The 15820-nt window shown below is 62.6% G+C and carries 17 protein-coding genes; 8 read left to right on the top strand and 9 right to left on the bottom strand.

What is annotated here, in order from left to right; all coding sequences use genetic code 11:
• The first annotated feature begins 218 nt into the window (after positions 1-218).
• The gene (gene ndk / locus VWY60_RS02730; RefSeq protein WP_340545877.1) at positions 219-641 is read left to right on the top strand and encodes a nucleoside-diphosphate kinase; all 423 of its coding nucleotides are present in this window, start codon (positions 219-221) and stop codon (positions 639-641) included.
• A 116-nt stretch (positions 642-757) separates the two neighbouring features.
• On the opposite strand, the gene VWY60_RS02725 is transcribed toward ndk, so the two are convergent.
• From VWY60_RS02725 to VWY60_RS02715, 3 genes are all read right to left on the bottom strand, one after another.
• Positions 758-1264, bottom strand: a complete 507-nt coding sequence (locus tag VWY60_RS02725) for a DUF4112 domain-containing protein (RefSeq protein WP_340545876.1) — start codon at positions 1262-1264, stop codon at positions 758-760.
• Positions 1257-1427 (bottom strand): YqaE/Pmp3 family membrane protein, encoded by a 171-nt coding sequence (locus VWY60_RS02720; RefSeq protein WP_014874958.1) that lies wholly within the window; start codon positions 1425-1427, stop codon positions 1257-1259. Before VWY60_RS02720 ends, VWY60_RS02725 begins: the two co-directional genes overlap by 8 nt.
• A gap of 69 nt (positions 1428-1496) precedes the next feature.
• On the bottom strand, positions 1497-1838 hold the full coding sequence (locus tag VWY60_RS02715) for a TfoX/Sxy family protein (protein WP_416539758.1): 342 nt from the start codon (positions 1836-1838) through the stop codon (positions 1497-1499).
• 239 nt (positions 1839-2077) lie between these two features.
• On the opposite strand from VWY60_RS02715, the gene VWY60_RS02710 reads away from it, so the two are divergent.
• On the top strand, positions 2078-3436 hold the full coding sequence (locus tag VWY60_RS02710) for an alginate biosynthesis protein (RefSeq protein WP_416539757.1): 1359 nt from the start codon (positions 2078-2080) through the stop codon (positions 3434-3436).
• A gap of 110 nt (positions 3437-3546) precedes the next feature.
• Here VWY60_RS02710 and VWY60_RS02705 read toward each other — a convergent pair whose 3' ends face one another.
• The 3 genes from VWY60_RS02705 to VWY60_RS02695 all read right to left on the bottom strand — a co-directional run bounded on the left by VWY60_RS02705 (position 3547) and on the right by VWY60_RS02695 (position 6497).
• Positions 3547-5304: a SulP family inorganic anion transporter gene (locus tag VWY60_RS02705; protein ID WP_416539756.1), complete on the bottom strand. Its 1758-nt coding sequence runs from the start codon at positions 5302-5304 to the stop codon at positions 3547-3549.
• A 143-nt stretch (positions 5305-5447) separates the two neighbouring features.
• Entirely contained in the window at positions 5448-5660 is a 213-nt protein-coding gene (locus tag VWY60_RS02700) for a DUF2892 domain-containing protein (protein WP_340545873.1), read from the bottom strand.
• A gap of 168 nt (positions 5661-5828) precedes the next feature.
• The gene (locus VWY60_RS02695) at positions 5829-6497 is read right to left on the bottom strand and encodes a Crp/Fnr family transcriptional regulator (RefSeq protein WP_416539755.1); all 669 of its coding nucleotides are present in this window, start codon (positions 6495-6497) and stop codon (positions 5829-5831) included.
• Positions 6498-6812: 315 nt separating this feature from the next.
• Here VWY60_RS02695 and VWY60_RS02690 point away from each other — a divergent pair, with 315 nt between their 5' ends.
• From VWY60_RS02690 to VWY60_RS02680, 3 genes are read left to right on the top strand one after another with little or no spacing between them, the layout of a single operon-like run.
• A complete protein-coding gene (locus tag VWY60_RS02690; RefSeq protein ID WP_416534205.1) occupies positions 6813-8237 on the top strand; it encodes a cytochrome ubiquinol oxidase subunit I in 1425 nt (474 codons plus the stop codon).
• Positions 8238-8251: 14 nt separating this feature from the next.
• Positions 8252-9256, top strand: coding sequence for a cytochrome d ubiquinol oxidase subunit II (gene cydB, locus VWY60_RS02685; protein WP_416534204.1), 1005 nt, complete (start codon positions 8252-8254; stop codon positions 9254-9256).
• Complete coding sequence (locus VWY60_RS02680) at positions 9253-9432, top strand: hypothetical protein (RefSeq protein WP_416534203.1); 180 nt, start codon at positions 9253-9255, stop codon at positions 9430-9432. Before cydB ends, VWY60_RS02680 begins: the two co-directional genes overlap by 4 nt.
• Positions 9433-9993: 561 nt before the next feature.
• Here VWY60_RS02680 and VWY60_RS02675 read toward each other — a convergent pair.
• The gene (locus tag VWY60_RS02675; protein ID WP_340545868.1) at positions 9994-10608 is read right to left on the bottom strand and encodes a response regulator transcription factor; all 615 of its coding nucleotides are present in this window, start codon (positions 10606-10608) and stop codon (positions 9994-9996) included.
• Between the two features lie 350 nt (positions 10609-10958).
• On the opposite strand from VWY60_RS02675, the gene VWY60_RS02670 reads away from it, so the two are divergent.
• Together VWY60_RS02670 and VWY60_RS02665 are read left to right on the top strand one after the other, a co-directional pair.
• Positions 10959-11483 (top strand): molybdopterin-dependent oxidoreductase, encoded by a 525-nt coding sequence (locus VWY60_RS02670; RefSeq protein WP_416539754.1) that lies wholly within the window; start codon positions 10959-10961, stop codon positions 11481-11483.
• 32 nt (positions 11484-11515) lie between these two features.
• Positions 11516-14155 (top strand): ATP-binding protein, encoded by a 2640-nt coding sequence (locus VWY60_RS02665; protein WP_416539753.1) that lies wholly within the window; start codon positions 11516-11518, stop codon positions 14153-14155.
• A gap of 141 nt (positions 14156-14296) precedes the next feature.
• Here the strand turns inward: VWY60_RS02665 and VWY60_RS02660 are convergent, their stop codons facing one another.
• Together VWY60_RS02660 and VWY60_RS02655 are read right to left on the bottom strand one after the other, a co-directional pair.
• Positions 14297-14470, bottom strand: a complete 174-nt coding sequence (locus tag VWY60_RS02660) for a DUF1328 domain-containing protein (RefSeq protein ID WP_340545865.1) — start codon at positions 14468-14470, stop codon at positions 14297-14299.
• A 20-nt stretch (positions 14471-14490) separates the two neighbouring features.
• The gene (locus tag VWY60_RS02655) at positions 14491-14958 is read right to left on the bottom strand and encodes a hypothetical protein (protein WP_416592464.1); all 468 of its coding nucleotides are present in this window, start codon (positions 14956-14958) and stop codon (positions 14491-14493) included.
• Positions 14959-15102: 144 nt separating this feature from the next.
• Here VWY60_RS02655 and VWY60_RS02650 point away from each other — a divergent pair, with 144 nt between their 5' ends.
• Positions 15103-15777, top strand: coding sequence for a Crp/Fnr family transcriptional regulator (locus tag VWY60_RS02650; RefSeq protein ID WP_416534243.1), 675 nt, complete (start codon positions 15103-15105; stop codon positions 15775-15777).
• The last annotated feature ends 43 nt before the right edge of the window (positions 15778-15820 follow it).

The raw sequence follows: 15820 nt of genomic DNA, 5'->3' as shown, positions 1-15820 counted from the left end.
GCCTCGGGGCGTCCAATGGGCCAAAGCGTGCCGCGATGCGTCCAAACGGACATATATGTCGCGACTCTGGCCTGCTACTTTGGCCCGCCGATGGCCCGCACGGGGCAGCGGCAGTGCAACAACCCCCTTCCCATGGCGCGCAAGCCATGCTAGGCGGCGCGCGAAGTTTCCGGTCCCGGGAGGTCCATCCCGCGACCCAAATTGCAGGAGTATGCCAAATGGCTCTGGAACGTACCTTTTCGATCATCAAACCCGATGCAACCCGTCGCAACCTGACCGGCAAGATCAACGCGAAATTCGAAGACGCAGGTCTGCGCATCGTCGCGCAGAAGCGCATCCACATGACCAAAGAGCAGGCCGGCGTGTTCTACGCTGTCCACGCTGAGCGTCCCTTCTACGACGAACTCTGCGAATTCATGTCCTCCGAGCCGGTTGTTGTGCAGGTTCTGGAAGGTGAAAACGCCATCGCGAAAAACCGCGAAATCATGGGCGCGACCAACCCCGCAGACGCGGCTCCCGGCACCATCCGCGCCGAATTCGCCGAATCCGTCGGCGAAAACTCCGTTCACGGGTCCGACGCACCGGAAACCGCAGCGGTTGAAATCGCCTATTTCTTCTCCGGTCTGGAGCTGGTCGGCTAAGCCACCGCTGTTTCAGCCTGACCAAAATTGGAAAAGGCCGCTCCGGATCATCCGGCGCGGCCTTTTTCTTGCGGTCACGGGTATCAGATGGTCATGATGCCAGTAAGCGGCAGCGATCAGCCGTGGCGCGGCTCTGCGGCCGGGCGCGCGCGGCCCGCGTGCAGCCGACGCGGCAGATCACGGGCGGCCTTCAGTGTTCTGCGGGTTGGGGCGTTGATATGGTCGAACCCCCTGCGGGCCAGCCGTTTGGCCAGAGGCTCGCCCGCCATCGTCTTTTTTTCGAGATGCCGCCTCAGCAGGGCAACATTGCGCAGGTTGGCCTTCCAGCCGATGTCGAAAATGTCACCGATCAGGGGCACGGTGCCGATCAGCGCGTCGATGCCGATGTTGCCGACCATCCGCGCCAGCGTCCCGGATGAGGCCCCCATGCGATAGCCCGAGAGCACGATATACCCCGCAGGCGCCAGCGCCAGCGCGTCGCCGACGCCGGGGACCAGCCCCAGGATACTGTCCCAGCCGATCCGCGTGCCGATCACCGGCAGGCGAAATGCGCGGTCCATCCCATGGGCCAGCCGCTCAAGCGATTGCAGGCGGTCTTCCTGCGGGATCTGCAGGTTAGGCATGCTGCGGCTCCCGCGCGATGACCCAGACGGCATGGACGATACCCGGAATATAGCCAAGCAGGGTCAGCAGGATGTTCAGCCAGAAATGCTTGCCCAGACCGACCTGTAGAAAGACGCCCAGCGGGGGCAGGATGACGGCGGCGATGATACGGATAAGATCCATGAGAATTCTCCCGGATGTGCGGTTGCTGTTGCGAGGACAACGCGCATCATTCGGCAAATGTTCCCGGATTCAGCGCCGTTCGATCACGCCGATCTCGTCCAGCGCCCGCTCCAGAGCCGAGCGATTGGCATCGAAACTGCCCGCCTTCAGCGCATCGAACCGCTTGCGCAGCGCCGCCTTCTCCGCCCCCTTGCAGTCGTTCCAGGGCCGCCCCTGAAGCGCCATCACCAGAACATAATAGCCGATGAAATGCGGTCTGTTGCCAGCCTCCAGCAGGCGGGTGTAGGCGGCATCGGCCCCCAGGGCGCGCAGCGCCTCGGCCGAGGTGATCCCTGCCTTGCGACAGGCCTCTTCAAAGGCGGGGCCGAGATTGCGGATCGACGACACAGGGGTGGAGGCAGGTGCGGACATATCGGGAACATACTCAAGGCATCTCTGCCTGTCACGACCGTATTTTAAGGAAATTTGAAACATTTCTATGGTGAATTGTGCCAAGGCCCAACGCTAAGGTTGTGCGGGTACTATCCTTTTTCGCGCTTCAAAACGCCCACTGGATAGAAGATCGCAAGCACCGACTTCCCTAGTGTGAGATCAACACGTCATCCCTGGTTCAAGCCAGACACGCCACGATACGCCGAAAGGAATGCAGCATGATCTATCCCATCGTTCTCGCCGGAGCCACAGACGCCGATGTCACCAATGGCGCCGACATGGTGCCGATGCACTTTGAGGATGCTGCCGGTGTCCAAAGCCGCTTCCAGACCCTGCTGTCGGCCGTTGCCACTGCCGAGTTCCACGCCCCGACCGTGCTCATCTGCGGCGCTTTTGCCGAGGTGGCGGCCACCCAGATGGAGGCGATGAAGGTCGCGGGCCAGCTGCTGCTGGAGCCGGGCGCCACCAAAACCGCTGCCGGCACAATTGCAGCGCTGCACAGCCTGAAAGCGGCTGCCGACAGCCTGGTGCTGATCCTGCCTGCGGATCAGGATTTTGACGATGCGGATCAGCTTCAGGATGCTCTGGCTCAGGGGATGCAGGCGGCCCAGAACGGCGATATCGTGATGCTCGGCGTGCAAACCGATCGCGCCTGCCGCAGCCACGGCTATATCGAATGTGCACGCAGCCTCAACGCAGAAGGCGCCACCCCGGTCAGCAGCTTCCTCGATCAGCGCAACCCGGCCTTTGATGGCTGGCGTGATCAGCCTGCCGCCAAACTCTGGAGCACTGGTATCTATCTGGCGCGGCTCGACACTTTGATGGCCGCCTACAAGAAACACGCCGCCCGCATTCTGATGCCCGCAAAGGCTGCCGCCACCCGCGGTATGAAGGTCGACGGGATCCTCGCGCTTGATGCCGACAGCTACCGTCGGGCCCGCAGCAGCACCTTCGAAAGCGCGATCCTGTGCCATGCCGCGCGCTTGTCCGTGGTCGAAATGGATGCAGGCTGGGACGAGATGTCGGCCTGGCAGGTGGAACCGGAAGTTGCCAGCGACGCCGAGTGGGAGGCCTGGTTGGCCGGCAGCGTCTCGGGCGAGGCGACCTGGTGCAAGACCATGCCGCACAGCCGCAAGGATGGCGCGCAGGGCCCCGCCGAGTTGACCCAGACCACAACCGGTGTCAGCGACGCTGCGAGCCTGGCCAGCTGGTACGCCGATCAGCTGAGCGAGGGCGCCTCCCGCAACAGCAGCGAAATCGAAACCGAGAGCTGGGGCCGCAGCGAGACCCTCGACACCGGCGCCCATCACATTGTCAAACATCTGACCGTCTTGCCGGGGCAGAGCCTGCCGCTGTCTGTTGCGACCCTTGGCACCTACTGGCGGGTGGTCGAAGGCTCCGCGATGGTGACCTCGGATGAGCGGGTGCGGATGGTCTGGCGTGATCAGAGCCTCACCAGCGGTGGCGAAATCCAGCGAATCGACAATATCGGTATCCGTCCGCTGCGCTTGGTCGAAGTGGCCCCGGCGCGCAGTGCCAAGATGTCGAAGCGCAAGTTTGTCCAGGTGGTTGCCTGACCCGATCAGAGCGGCGCGAAAACCTCTCGCCGGTCGCAATCCGCGCATAGCTAACCGCCGAACAGCAGGCCGCGACAGTCAGCGGCCCGCTGTCTGTGTCCAGCACCAGATTATCCGCCGTGCAGCCCTGGGACTGAGATTCGCATGGCCGCATCTTTCGGGCATAGGGCTTCTATCGCGTCGTGCTGACTGAGGAAGACCTGACCGCTCAGATGCGTCAGAAAATCGCCGCGCCGCAACCGGTCCATCACCGGTCCTTTAACCTCCGACAGATGCAGGGTGACCCCCATCTCCGACAGCCGGTGCATGATCTCCTCCAGCGAGTCCAGCGCGCTCAGGTCAATGTCATTGATTGCTGAGCATTGCAGCACCACATGGTCGATCTGCGGATCATCGGCGACCCGCCGGTGAATGCAGTCCTCCAGAAATCGCGCATTGGCGAAAAACAGGCTCTCATCCACCCGCAGCGTCAGCAGGCTGGGATGGGTTTCCACCTCGTGACGCAGGACATTGCGGAAATGCTCAGTGCCCGGCACCCGCCCGACCTCGGCAATATGCGGGCGCGAGGATTTGTAAAGATGCAGCAGGATCGACAGCAGCACCCCGGCGGTGACCCCGGCCTCAACCCCCAGCAGCAGGGTCAGCGCGATGGTGGCCAGCACTGCGGCAAAATCCGCCTTCGAATAGGCGCAGCTCCGCCGCAGGATGGAGAAATCGACCAATCCAAGAACCGCCGTGATGATGGTCGCCGCCAGGGTCGCTTTTGGCAGGAAGTAGATCAGCGGCGTCAGCGCCACGGCGGCTATGGCCAGCCCGATGGCGGTAAACGCCCCCGCAGCCGGGGTTTCGGCGCCGGCATCAAAATTCACGACGGAGCGGGAAAACCCCCCCGTCACCGGGAAACCGCCGGTAAAGGCCGCGCCGAGATTGGCGCTGCCAAGGCCGATCAGCTCCTGATCCGGGTCAATACGCTGGCGCCGTTTCGCCGCCAGGGTCTGCGCCACGGAGATGGATTCGACAAATCCAATGACCGAGATCAGCACCGCCGGCAGTATGAGCTGCGCCAGCAGCTCATACGACAGATCCGGCAGGGTGAAGGGCGGCAGCGCCTGTGGGACGGCCCCGACAATTCTGACCCCGCGCTCCGCCAGATCCAGCCCCCAGACCGCAAGTGTCGTGGCAATCACGGCGGCGACCGGTCCGGCCTTGGTCAGGAACCCGGCCAGCGGTGCGCCGACCCCAAGCGCACGCAGGGCGGGGTTCAGCCCATGCCGGACCCAGACCAGAAACCCCGTCGCCCCAACCCCGATCAGTGCCGTCGGCCAGTTCAGCTCAGGCAGGTTCTGTGCCAGCGACAGGAGCAGTTCGGGCAGCGTGTGCCCGTCGGCATTCACCCCCAGCACATGTTTGATCTGGCTGGTGGCGATCAACACGCCGGAGGCGGTGATAAAACCGGCAATCACCGGATGTGACAGGAAATTGGCCAGAAACCCAAGCCGCAGCAGCCCCATCGCCAACAGGATCGCGCCGGATAGCGCCGCCAGCGACAGTGCTGCAACCCCGTAGCCGATGCTGCCCTGCGCTGCGATCTCGCTCAGGCTGGCGGCCGTCATCAGCGAGACCACCGCCACAGGTCCGACGGCCAGCGCCCGGCTGGTGCCAAACACCGCATAAAGCAGGATCGGCACGATAGAGGCATATAGCCCGGCCTCGGGCGGCAATCCGGCCAGCAGGGCATAGGCCAGCGATTGCGGGATCAGCATGATCGTCACGATCACCGCAGCGATCAGATCATTGGTGAGGTTCAGGCGGCTATACGCCCGCCCCCAGGTCAGCAGCGGCACATAGCGGATCAGCAGAGGAGGCATTCAGGTCTTTCTTCGCGTGACACCGGACCGGGGGGCGGTTCGGTAGCGTTTGGCGCTCAGGGCGCTTGGCATGATGTTGAACAGTGATCATCACGTCGGGTCAAGGGCGCGCTAGACGCGACAGGCCCGCGCGCCGCAACCGGTCAGCGCCGACAGCTGCGCAGGCCAAGAATCGTATAGATCGGGCAGCTCCGCGTCAGCGCCACCAGCAGCATGACACTGCCAAGCGCCACCGACAGCAGTTTCGCCCAGCCTGCGGCAAAGATGGCATAATCACTGAGAAAGGGGGCGGCGATCAGCCCAACACCGAGCATCAGCCGAATGGCCCGGTCAAGCGTACCTATGTTTCTGGTCATCTGGTCACTCCTTTGCGATGTCTCGCACCAGAAAACGCCGGTTCTGCGCAGATGTCTGTGACTAAGTCACCCTTGCTGCGCGCCACCCGCAGCCAGCCGCCAGCCTTGGGTTCTGAAGGGACGCCCCACCGGGGCGCGACGCTGATCCGTCCAAGGATCAGTGCCGGGTCAGCGCCGGATCAGCCGCTGCAATGCCGCGCGGTCGAGGATATCGACACGGCCGCGTGCCAGTTGCACCCAGCCGCGACGCTGGAACTCCTGGATCTGCCGCGAGACCACCTCGCGCGCGGTGCCCAGATCGACCGCCAGCTGTTGATGGGTCACGGCGAGGTGATCGCCAGCCGCGGCCAGATCCAGCAGCGCCTGTGCCAGTCGCACATCGACGCGCTGAAACGCGACCTCGTCGATCACCAGAAACAGATCGGTAATCCGTTTGGAGAAGGCCGAAAACACAAAGCTGCGAAAATCCGCAGAGGCGGCGACCAGCGCGTCAAACACTGCACGGGGCAGGATGGCTGCGGTTACTGCGGTTTCGGCAATACCCTCTGCTGCATAGTCCTCATAGGCCAGCAGGCAGGCGGTGGTCAGCACGCAGCTTTCGCCCGCGTTGATCCGATACAGCAGGATCTCGCGGCCCGTCTCGGAAACCTGCTGCACCCGTACGGTGCCATCCAGCAGGAACAGCATGTTTTCCGGGGATTTGCCGGGGCCAAAGATCACCGTGCCGCGGGGCAGGCTCAATTGAGACGACTGCGCAAGAATATGCGCCTTGGTCTTGTCATCCAGTCGGGCCAAGCCGGGAAAGCGCTCTATCCAGGGGGTCTGTGCCTCGGTCATATCTGCATCTCCGTTTCTGCCTGCGCCATTGTGCCGCCGCCCGCGCTCCGCAGGTCCGGTCTGGTGGGGGCGGGGGAACCGGCAGGTAAATCCGCCCCTGATGGTCCTGAACCCGAGCTTGCCGCGTGGCTGCGCGAGGCCTAGCATAGCGGAATAGGCTTGGAATAACTGAGACCTGTCGCCGCGCTGCGGCTTTCTGCCACCTGCAACTTCTCCACCGCGTACTAACTTCTGTGCCAATGGATCGCTCGCTCCGGCACTGTCCGGCAGGCCAGACCGAGGCGGGCGGCGCAGTTTCTAGGAAAGTGACCAGATATGTTCGATGGGCTGACAGCCGAGACACTGGCACGCATGCAATTTGCGTTCACCGTCTCGTTTCACATCATCTTCCCGGCGTTTTCCATCGGGCTTGCCAGCTACCTCGCGGTGCTGAACGCGCTGTGGCTGCGGACCCGGGACGACACCTATTACACGCTGTTCGAATACTGGAAAAAGATCTTCGCCGTTGCCTTTGGCATGGGGGTCGTCTCGGGCATCGTGATGTCTTACCAGTTTGGCACCAACTGGTCGGTGTTCTCGGACAAGACCGGCCCGGTGCTCGGGCCGCTGATGGCCTATGAGGTGCTTTCGGCGTTTTTCCTGGAGGCCGGGTTTCTCGGGATCATGCTGTTTGGCCGTGCCCGCGTCGGCGATGGGCTGCATATGTTTGCAACCGCCATGGTGGCCTTTGGCACGCTGATGTCGGCCACTTGGATCCTGAGCGTGAACAGCTGGATGCAGACGCCGGCGGGCTATGCCATCAACGAGGTGGGCCAATTCGTACCGCAGGACTGGTGGCAGATCGTCTTCAATCCGTCCTTCCCCTATCGTCTGGTGCATATGGTGCTGGCGGCCTTCCTGACCACGGCACTGGTGGTGGGCGGTGTCGGCAGTCTGCACCTGTTGCGCGACAAGACCGATGTGGCGGCGCGGCGGATGTTCTCCATGGCGATGTGGATGCTGGTTCTGGTGGCGCCGATGCAGATCGTGGCCGGCGATATGCACGGGCTGAACACATTGGAACACCAGCCCGCCAAGGTGATGGCCATGGAAGGCCATTTTGACAGCCATCCCGACGGCGCCCCGCTCATCCTCTTTGGTCTGCCCAATGCCGAGACCAAGACAGTCGACTATGCCATTGAAATCCCCAAACTCTCCAGCCTGATCCTGAAACATGACCTGAACGCACCGCTGGCAGGGCTCGATACGATCCCCGATGAAGATGAGCCGCCGGTAGCCATCGTCTTCTGGAGCTTCCGGGTCATGGTCGGCCTTGGCTTTGCCATGCTCGGCCTTGCGCTCTGGTCGCTCTGGGGGCGTCTGCGCGGGCAGCTCTATGAAAACCGCGGGCTCCAGCGGGCCTCGATCCTGATGGCACCGATGGGCTTTGTTGCGGTTCTGGCCGGCTGGATCACCACAGAGGTCGGGCGGCAGCCCTTCACCGTCTACGGGCTGCTGCGCACGTCCGACAGTCTGGCACCGGTGGCAGCGCCGGCAGTCGCCGCCTCACTCACGGCCTTCATCGTGGTCTATTTCTTCATCTTCGGCGCCGGAACTTTCTACATCCTGCGGATGATGAACAAGGTGCCTGCCACCCGGAACCTGGGGCTGCGCGACGGGCCGATCCGGGCCGCAGGGATCACCCCGGCGCAGCAGGTTGATCCCGATGTCACCGATGAACCCACCCCACAAGGCAACTGACAGAGGTCCTCGCTATGCTGTTTGAACTCTCCTTTATCTGGGCCGGAATCATTGCCTTTGCGGTGCTGACCTATGTTGTGCTCGATGGGTTTGACCTTGGCGTCGGGATCCTGTTCCCCTTCGCCGGTTCCGAACGCGATCGGGCCACCATGATGAACTCCATCGCCCCGGTCTGGGATGGCAATGAAACCTGGCTGGTGCTGGGCGGCGGCGGGCTGTTTGCGGTGTTCCCGCTGGCCTATGCGGTGATCATGCCGGCGCTCTACGTGCCGATCACCCTGATGTTGCTGGCGCTGGTGTTCCGCGGTGTCGCCTTTGAATACCGCTGGCGCACCACCCGCTGGCGTGGCGTCTGGGACGTCGCGTTCTTTGGCGGCTCTGTTGTGGCGGCGATCATGCAGGGCATCGCGCTGGGCGCGCTGGTACAGGGGATCGAGATCGAGGGCCGCGCCTACGCAGGCGGCTGGTGGGACTGGCTGACCCCGTTTTCGCTGATCACCGGCCTGGCAGTGCTGACCGGCTATGCGCTGCTTGGTGCGACCTGGCTCTACATGAAGACCGAGGGTGATCTACAGCATCAGATGCGCGGCTACGCGCGCTGGCTCGGCGTCGTCACATTGGCGGCAATTGCGCTGGTCAGCCTGCTCACCCCGTTTCAGGACCCGGAGTATTTCCGCCGCTGGTTCAACCTGCCGGGCAGCCTGTTCAGCCTGTTGGTACCGGGGCTGGTTGTGGCGTGCAGCTACGCGCTGTTTCAGGGGCTGAAGGGCGCGCGCGACGCCCAGCCTTTTCTGGCAGCACTTGGGCTCTTTGTGCTGGGTTTCATCGGCATCGGCATCAGCTTCTACCCGTTCATCGTGCCGCCGGGTCTGACCATCGCCGAGGCCGCCGCCCCGGATGAAAGCCTGATGTTCACGCTGGTCGGCGCGGTGGTGCTGGTGCCTCTGATCCTGGCCTATACCGCCTATGCCTATTGGGTATTTCGCGGCAAGATCAACCCGGAGGAGGGCTATCATTGAGCACCTCCGAACAGCCTCCTGAGCGGGCAACCACACCCCGCGGCAGCGCCAGTCCCGAAGCAAAGGTCAGGCATCACCCACTGGGGCGGCTGCTGTGGTTTGCGGTCATCTGGTGTGTCAGCGTCGGGGTGCTGGCCTGTGTCGCGGCGCTGATCCGCTGGGCCATCACACCTTAGGCGCGCGCCGGTTTTCTGAGTGCAAAGGCCAGCCGCGATGCAGCCAGGTCACGTCAAGTGGTCGGCCACGTCATGTAATCGACCACCGCATAGGTGGCCACCGGCTGAGGTTGCAACTGTATCGGGGCCGTCGCAGGCGCCTACTCGCAGGATGGGCGCCGCAACAAGTGGCAGCTGCCGAAGGCGGCTTTCCACCTCCTGGCAGATCGGGCGGACACGATTCGTCGCATCGGTTTCGGGATCAACAGCCCTGCGACACAGACCTACGGCTCAGACCCGGCGTCTGGTCCTGACCCGGAGACTGGTCCCGACCCGGACACCGATCCATAGCCGGACACCGATCCAGCTCCGACATAGACGCGGACCCAGACACAGCTCTGCACGCCTGCGGCGTCTCACGACAGGCCGACCTCGCTGGGCAGAGCCAACAGTTTTTACCGGATACGTTTCACCAACCACAGGCCCCACCCATCGCAGCCCCTTCAAGATGGATCCAGCGATCATGCCCCCCATAAAGGCGCAGTCATTTGTGGCGCCGAGAGCTGCCCGTCAACGCAGCCCTTAGAACAGGCCTGCTTCCTTCGCGGTGAGAGCGGCCTGGGTGCGGTTCTTGGCCTCCAGCTTGCGGCACAGCGTGCGCACATGCAGCTTGATCGTCACCTCCTGCAACTCAAGCTCGCGGGCGATTTCCTTGTTCGACAGGCCGCGGCACAGCCCGTCCAGAACCTCGATCTCGCGCGGGCTGAGTTTTTCGGCAAGCGGATGGGCCGGGGCCTCGGCCTCCTTGCGCATCAATTCGACGGGCACATAGATTTCGCCGGCGCTCATGAAGCGGACCGCGTTCAGCAGCGATTGGGCGCCCATGGTTTTGGGAATGAAGCCAATCGCCCCGGCATCCAGAGCCTCCTGAGCAGTCCGGGTCGGCGCGCTGCCGGAGATGATCGCAACCCCCTTGCCGCCATTGGCCTTCAGCGCCGTTCCCAAACCATCCAGCCCCTGCATTCCTGGCATATTGTAATCCAGCAGGACCAGATCATAGGGGCCGTTCTCTTCGATCTCGCTCAGCGCGCCGGGCAGATCGACGGTCGAGGTTACTGCCGCGCCGCCTTCTGATGTCAGATAAGCGGAAATGGTTTCACGCACCATGTCGTGGTCGTCCGCCAATAGAATACGCATGTAAGCTCCTGCAAAGTACCGGCCTGAACGTCAGCATACCCTCAATTTGGTTGATAAAAAGTCAATTCCACGCAACCGCAGCGCGTGCAGGGGCGCCTTTTGAGGTTACCGGAACATTGTACAGGCAGGTATTCCCCGCATCATTGCGGCCGTGGAGGCATAAAATCGGCCGGAATTGCCAAAAAAATGCAGCGCTGGTTACGAATCCTATACCAAAGAATAGCAGTCTATCCGCAGGAACAGATGCTCTGGACGGCGGTTTGTGACAGGTTCGACCCAGATCAAGAATGTGCATCACCCGGTAGCGGGGCCGCAATCGGCGGAATGGCACAGGCAAAAGGATAGACGCGATGAAATACTGGCACCTCCACATTGTAGCCCTGCTTGCAGCGGTCACATTGCTCTGCGGTCTGGCCCCTCAGAACGCCCGGGCGTCCCAATCCGGCGAGACGGTTCTGACCGTTGCCGTCAAACCCCAGAACGGCGGCGATACGCAGCAGTTCGTATTCTCGATGGATGAATTGCGCAGCCTGCCGGTCGCCCAGTTCGATACCCGCACCATCTGGACCTCCGGCGAACAGGCCTTTACCGGTGTCAGCCTGGCAGCGTTGCTGGCCCATGTCGGTGTGGATCAACATCAGGCCGGTGTCGTCGTGGCACGGGCAATCAACGATTATGCCGTGGAGATTCCGGTTTCAGACGCCACCAATGGCGGGCCAATGGTCGCCTATGAGCGCAATGGCGCAACAATGTCGGTCCGCGACAAGGGCCCGTTGTGGATTGTCTACCCCTACGACAGCGATCCGACCTACCGTACTGAGGCGGTTTATTCCCGCAGCATCTGGCAGCTTGAGGAGATCACGATAGGCGAATGACCCGAACAGGCATAGGCACAGGTCTTTCATAGGTGCGGCTCAGGGAAAACCCTCTGCTGTCGCGCAGCGTCCTCATCACCGTGGGCTTGGTTCTCGCCTTGCTCGCGGTGCAGTCCGTTCGGCTGGGGCGCGAGGTGCTGGTGCGTCTGGATGGCCTGTCAACCGCCGCTACCGACAGCCTGCAATGGACCCTGTCACAGGCCGAAATCGAACAGCTGAAACTGGAAAACGCGGTGCTCTCCGCCCGGAGTGAGCAGGATCTGTCTCAGGTCCGCCGCGAATTCGACATCCTCTACAGCCGGGTCGCCACCATCCGCGAAAGCCGCACCTTCAAACCGGTGCGGGACGAACCCGAAAACGCCCGGGTTCTGGCGCGGGTCATGTCGCGGATCGACCGGCTGATCACCTATATCGACGGCCCGGATGAGGCGCTCCTGTTCGGGCTGCCCCAGGTGCGGGACATGCTGCGGGACAATCGCGCCGATCTGCGTGTCCTGGCGCTGGCCGGGTTGACGGAACATGCCCGCACAACCGAGGAAAAACGCCTCAACCTCTTTGCGATCCTGTCCCGGCTGGCGTGGGTGGTCCTCGCGCTCTGTGTGGCGCTGGGGCTGACGGCATTGATGATGGGGCGGCTTTACCAGCGCGGCAAGCGGCTGGCGGAGCGCACACGCTTTGCCGTCAGCCGGATGCGCGCCATGATCACATCATCGCTGGATGCCATTCTGGTGGTTGGTGACGACGGGCGCATTCAGGAGGTCAACGGCGCCGCCGAGACGATCTTTGGCTATTCGCGGGGCGAGGCGACGGGCGCCGATATGGCGGATCTGATTGTCCCCGATCACCTGCGCGACGCCCATGAGCAGGGCATGCAGGCCTATCGGTCCGGGGCGACGCCCAAGGTCATCGGGCAGGGGCGTATCCAGCTGGAAGCAAAGCGTAAATCCGGCGAGGTCTTTCCGGTGGAGCTGTCGATTACGGCCAGCCAGTCGGCAGAAGAAACCGTCTTTGTCAGCTACCTGCGCGATATTTCTGACCGCATCGCCGCGGAGGAGGCGCTGACGCGCGCCCGCGATGAGGCGCTGGCCGGTGAACGGGCAAAGGCGGATCTCCTCACGGTGATGAGCCACGAAATGCGGACGCCGCTTACCGGTGTTCTGGGCGCGGTTGAGCTGCTGGACGGCACGCCGCTCACCGCTGATCAGCGTGAATACCTGTCGGCGATCCGCGACTCCGGCGATCGCCTGATGGCCCATGTCAACGACGTCCTGCAGCTGTCACATCTGGAAACCGGCGTCGAATATGAACATCAGCGCATCTTCGATCTTTGCGATCTGGTGCAGGAACTGGTCGATTCCCATCAGGCCGTGGCGCGCCGCGGCCGCAACGATCTCAGCCTGCATTGCAGCCTTGGCCCCTGTGACGAAGTCCTCGGCCGCCCCGTCGCTCTGAAGAAGGTGCTGGTCAACCTTGTTGAAAACGCGTTGCAGTTCACCACCGATGGCGCGGTGTCAATCGACGTGCTGCGGGTGAGGGGCAGCGATACCGTGGAGATCTGCATTGCCGACACCGGGGCTGGCATCGCTGAGCATGATCTGGACCGGATCTTTGAAGATTTCATCCGGCTGGACGCCAGCTATGCGCGCAGCAGCGAAGGCACTGGTCTGGGTCTTGCGATCACCCGTCGTATCGTGGTGTCGATGGGGGGCGAGATCACCTGCGAAAGTGAGCTGGGGGAGGGCAGCCTGTTCACCATTTCGCTGCCACTGCCGGCCTCGGACGGGCGCGGGCGGATCGGTCAGGCGACCCCCGATACGCCGCTGATTGCGAATGCGGCACAGACGTCTCCGCAGCCCGGCGATACAGCCGCGGATGAGGCACTGTGCGCGCGGATCCTTGTGGTCGAAGACAATGAAATCAATCGCATTCTTGTCGAACGGATGCTGATCACGCTTGGGCATGAGGTGGTGCTGGCCGAGGGGGGCGCCGAAGGGGTGGAGGCCGCACGGCGCGAGGATTTTGATCTGATCCTGATGGACATCAGCATGCCTGAAGTGGACGGGATCGAGGCTACCCGCCGCATCCGCGCCGAGGCGCTGGCGGAGGGCACGCAGATTGTCGCGCTGACGGCCCATGTCGGGCAGCAGGATCACGCACGGATCCTGGCAGGCGGGCTTGCCGAAGTGGTCACCAAGCCGGTGAGCAAGCAGGCATTGGCAGAGGTGATTTCACGCCGCGCCAGAATGCAACGCAGCGCCGCAAAAGAGGTCGCCGGACAGCCGCCCGCACAGCTGCCTGCCGCGCCTCCCAGCCCAATGCCCATGGCGCAGCCTGCACCGCAGCCAGCCGAGGGGCAATCGGACATAACGCAATTTTTTCATGCACTTGGTGCTGAACGTGGGGCGCAGTTCCTGCACAGCTACAGTGACGAGGTCGATCAGTTCCTGACCGATCTGCGCGCGGCAGATGAGCTGGGGCAGGCGCACCGGCAGGAGGCACACAGGCTCGCTGGTTCCGCCGCGGTGCTGGGCTTTACCGCGCTGCGGGAGGCCCTGCTGACGCTTGAACATTCGGAGATGGACGCCATGCCCGATCTGATGCCCCTCATGGCCGAGTGGGAACAGGCGAGCGCGGAAATCGGTGGATATCTCCCCGGCAAGGCGGTCGGCTGAGCAACCGCGTGTAAAAGCAAAAACGGCGCGCCGCTGACCCAGAAGGGGCATTGGCGCGCCGGGACATGTAACACCGGCTATCAGGTCATGAGATGCCAGCCCATGCGGGGCGTAAACCGGCGGCATTTGGCCAGACGGCGTTTAGACCGGCGGCTTACCCTTGAGTGCGCGCATGACCATGGCCACGACGAACAGCACCAGGAATATGAAGAACAGGATCTTGGCGATGCCTGCCGATGCCCCGGCGATGCCGCCAAATCCGAGTAGGGCCGCGATCAGCGCCACGACCAGAAATGTAATTGCCCAACCAAGCATTCTATCTCTCCTCCAAAAGGTTAGTCCACGATCCGCAGATGAGGGGACAACGTTTCAGCTTGCGAATTGTTCCCGGCAGGTTTCCTGGCCCCCTTGCGCCGCGGCGTCAGCCAGCTCTTGATCATTGACGCCGAAAACGGGCGAAACAGCACGGGCCAGGGGTAGGTGCCTATGTCGGCAAGCTCCAGTTCAGCCTCGGCCCGGGTGCCCATCAGAACCAATGTGCCAGACCGCGCCGCAATGATCTGGTCCAGTTTCAGCTGGTCGATCTGTGCACTGCCGACCTCGGCAAAGACCACGGCCAGGGTGTGGCTCTTGCAGATATCCGGCATGGCCACGTCGATCGACGGATGGCACAGCACCTCGGCGTTGGTCTCGCATTCATGAATTGTATCTGAGATATCGCAGGTGGTCAGATGATCCTGTGTTGCAATGATATAAATTGGGGTTTCCGCAGCGGTCGTATTGACCGGAACATCGTCTTGCATAAGCTGATAGACCTTCGTTTCGTGCATTCTGCGCCGAATTCAGCCTGCTCGCATTAATCTGTGACATACCATTTAGGGAATAATCCAGTGTCGACCACCGATTGCAAAGATTGTCCCCTGCGGCATCGTGATGTGTTCACGCCGATGACGGAGCAGGAGCTGGCGTTTACCCAAGGGTTCAAGACCGGCGAACTGGTTGTCGATCCGGGCACCACGATCCTGCTGGAAGGGTCAAACAGCCCGCAGCTCTACACCGTGCTAAAAGGGATGGGGACCCGCTACACCACGTTGGAGAATGGCCGTCGGCAGGTGATCAACTTTATTTTTCCTGGTGATTTCATTGGTTTGCAGGCCGGTCTTATGGGGGAGATGAAACATTCGGTCGAGGCGACAACAGCAATGACGCTCTGCGTGTTTCGCCGGTCCGAGACCTTTCGCCTGTTTGAACAGAACCCGGCGCGGGCCTATGATCTGACCTGGATCGCCGCCGTGGAGGAGCATTTCCTCGGCGAGACCATCGCTTCGCTCGGGCAGCGCGACGCTTCGCAGCGGATTGCCTGGGCGCTGGTGAAAATCTACCTGCGGCTGCGCGCTGTCGGTCTTGAGGTCGGCAATACGGTTCCGCTGGCCTATCGTCAGCAGGATCTGGCGGATGCCCTTGGTCTGTCGCTGGTCCACACCAACAAGCGGCTTAAGGTGCTGCGGGATGCGGGCCTTGCCGAATGGCAGAACGGGCTCTTGTCGATCACGGATCTTCAGGCGCTGGCAGACCTGGCGCTTGTCGATCTGGAAAAACCCGAAACGCGCCCGCTGATCTGACCGATCAGCCGCCTGGACGCAGGCAGGGTGCGGCGCCTACCGC

Origin of the sequence: Phaeobacter sp. JH20_26, assembly GCF_048056275.1 — a bacterium.
GTDB classification, from domain to species: Bacteria; Pseudomonadota; Alphaproteobacteria; order Rhodobacterales; family Rhodobacteraceae; genus Phaeobacter; species Phaeobacter bryozoorum.
Note: the sequence above shows the minus strand (reverse complement) of the source record. Positions and strands in the feature narration are given on the sequence as shown.

Excerpts from the sequence above, each read along its gene's own strand:
- ndk (WP_340545877.1), top strand. The coding sequence starts at position 219 with ATGGCTCTGGAACGTACCTTTTCGATCATCAAACCCGATGCAACCCGT.
- VWY60_RS02725 (WP_340545876.1), bottom strand. The coding sequence starts at position 1,264 with ATGCCTAACCTGCAGATCCCGCAGGAAGACCGCCTGCAATCGCTTGAG.
- VWY60_RS02720 (WP_014874958.1), bottom strand. The coding sequence starts at position 1,427 with ATGGATCTTATCCGTATCATCGCCGCCGTCATCCTGCCCCCGCTGGGC.
- VWY60_RS02715 (WP_416539758.1), bottom strand. The coding sequence starts at position 1,838 with ATGTCCGCACCTGCCTCCACCCCTGTGTCGTCGATCCGCAATCTCGGC.
- VWY60_RS02710 (WP_416539757.1), top strand. The coding sequence starts at position 2,078 with ATGATCTATCCCATCGTTCTCGCCGGAGCCACAGACGCCGATGTCACC.
- VWY60_RS02705 (WP_416539756.1), bottom strand. The coding sequence starts at position 5,304 with ATGCCTCCTCTGCTGATCCGCTATGTGCCGCTGCTGACCTGGGGGCGG.
- VWY60_RS02700 (WP_340545873.1), bottom strand. The coding sequence starts at position 5,660 with ATGACCAGAAACATAGGTACGCTTGACCGGGCCATTCGGCTGATGCTC.
- VWY60_RS02695 (WP_416539755.1), bottom strand. The coding sequence starts at position 6,497 with ATGACCGAGGCACAGACCCCCTGGATAGAGCGCTTTCCCGGCTTGGCC.
- VWY60_RS02690 (WP_416534205.1), top strand. The coding sequence starts at position 6,813 with ATGTTCGATGGGCTGACAGCCGAGACACTGGCACGCATGCAATTTGCG.
- cydB (WP_416534204.1), top strand. The coding sequence starts at position 8,252 with ATGCTGTTTGAACTCTCCTTTATCTGGGCCGGAATCATTGCCTTTGCG.
- VWY60_RS02675 (WP_340545868.1), bottom strand. The coding sequence starts at position 10,608 with ATGCGTATTCTATTGGCGGACGACCACGACATGGTGCGTGAAACCATT.
- VWY60_RS02670 (WP_416539754.1), top strand. The coding sequence starts at position 10,959 with ATGAAATACTGGCACCTCCACATTGTAGCCCTGCTTGCAGCGGTCACA.
- VWY60_RS02660 (WP_340545865.1), bottom strand. The coding sequence starts at position 14,470 with ATGCTTGGTTGGGCAATTACATTTCTGGTCGTGGCGCTGATCGCGGCC.
- VWY60_RS02655 (WP_416592464.1), bottom strand. The coding sequence starts at position 14,958 with ATGCAAGACGATGTTCCGGTCAATACGACCGCTGCGGAAACCCCAATT.
- VWY60_RS02650 (WP_416534243.1), top strand. The coding sequence starts at position 15,103 with ATGACGGAGCAGGAGCTGGCGTTTACCCAAGGGTTCAAGACCGGCGAA.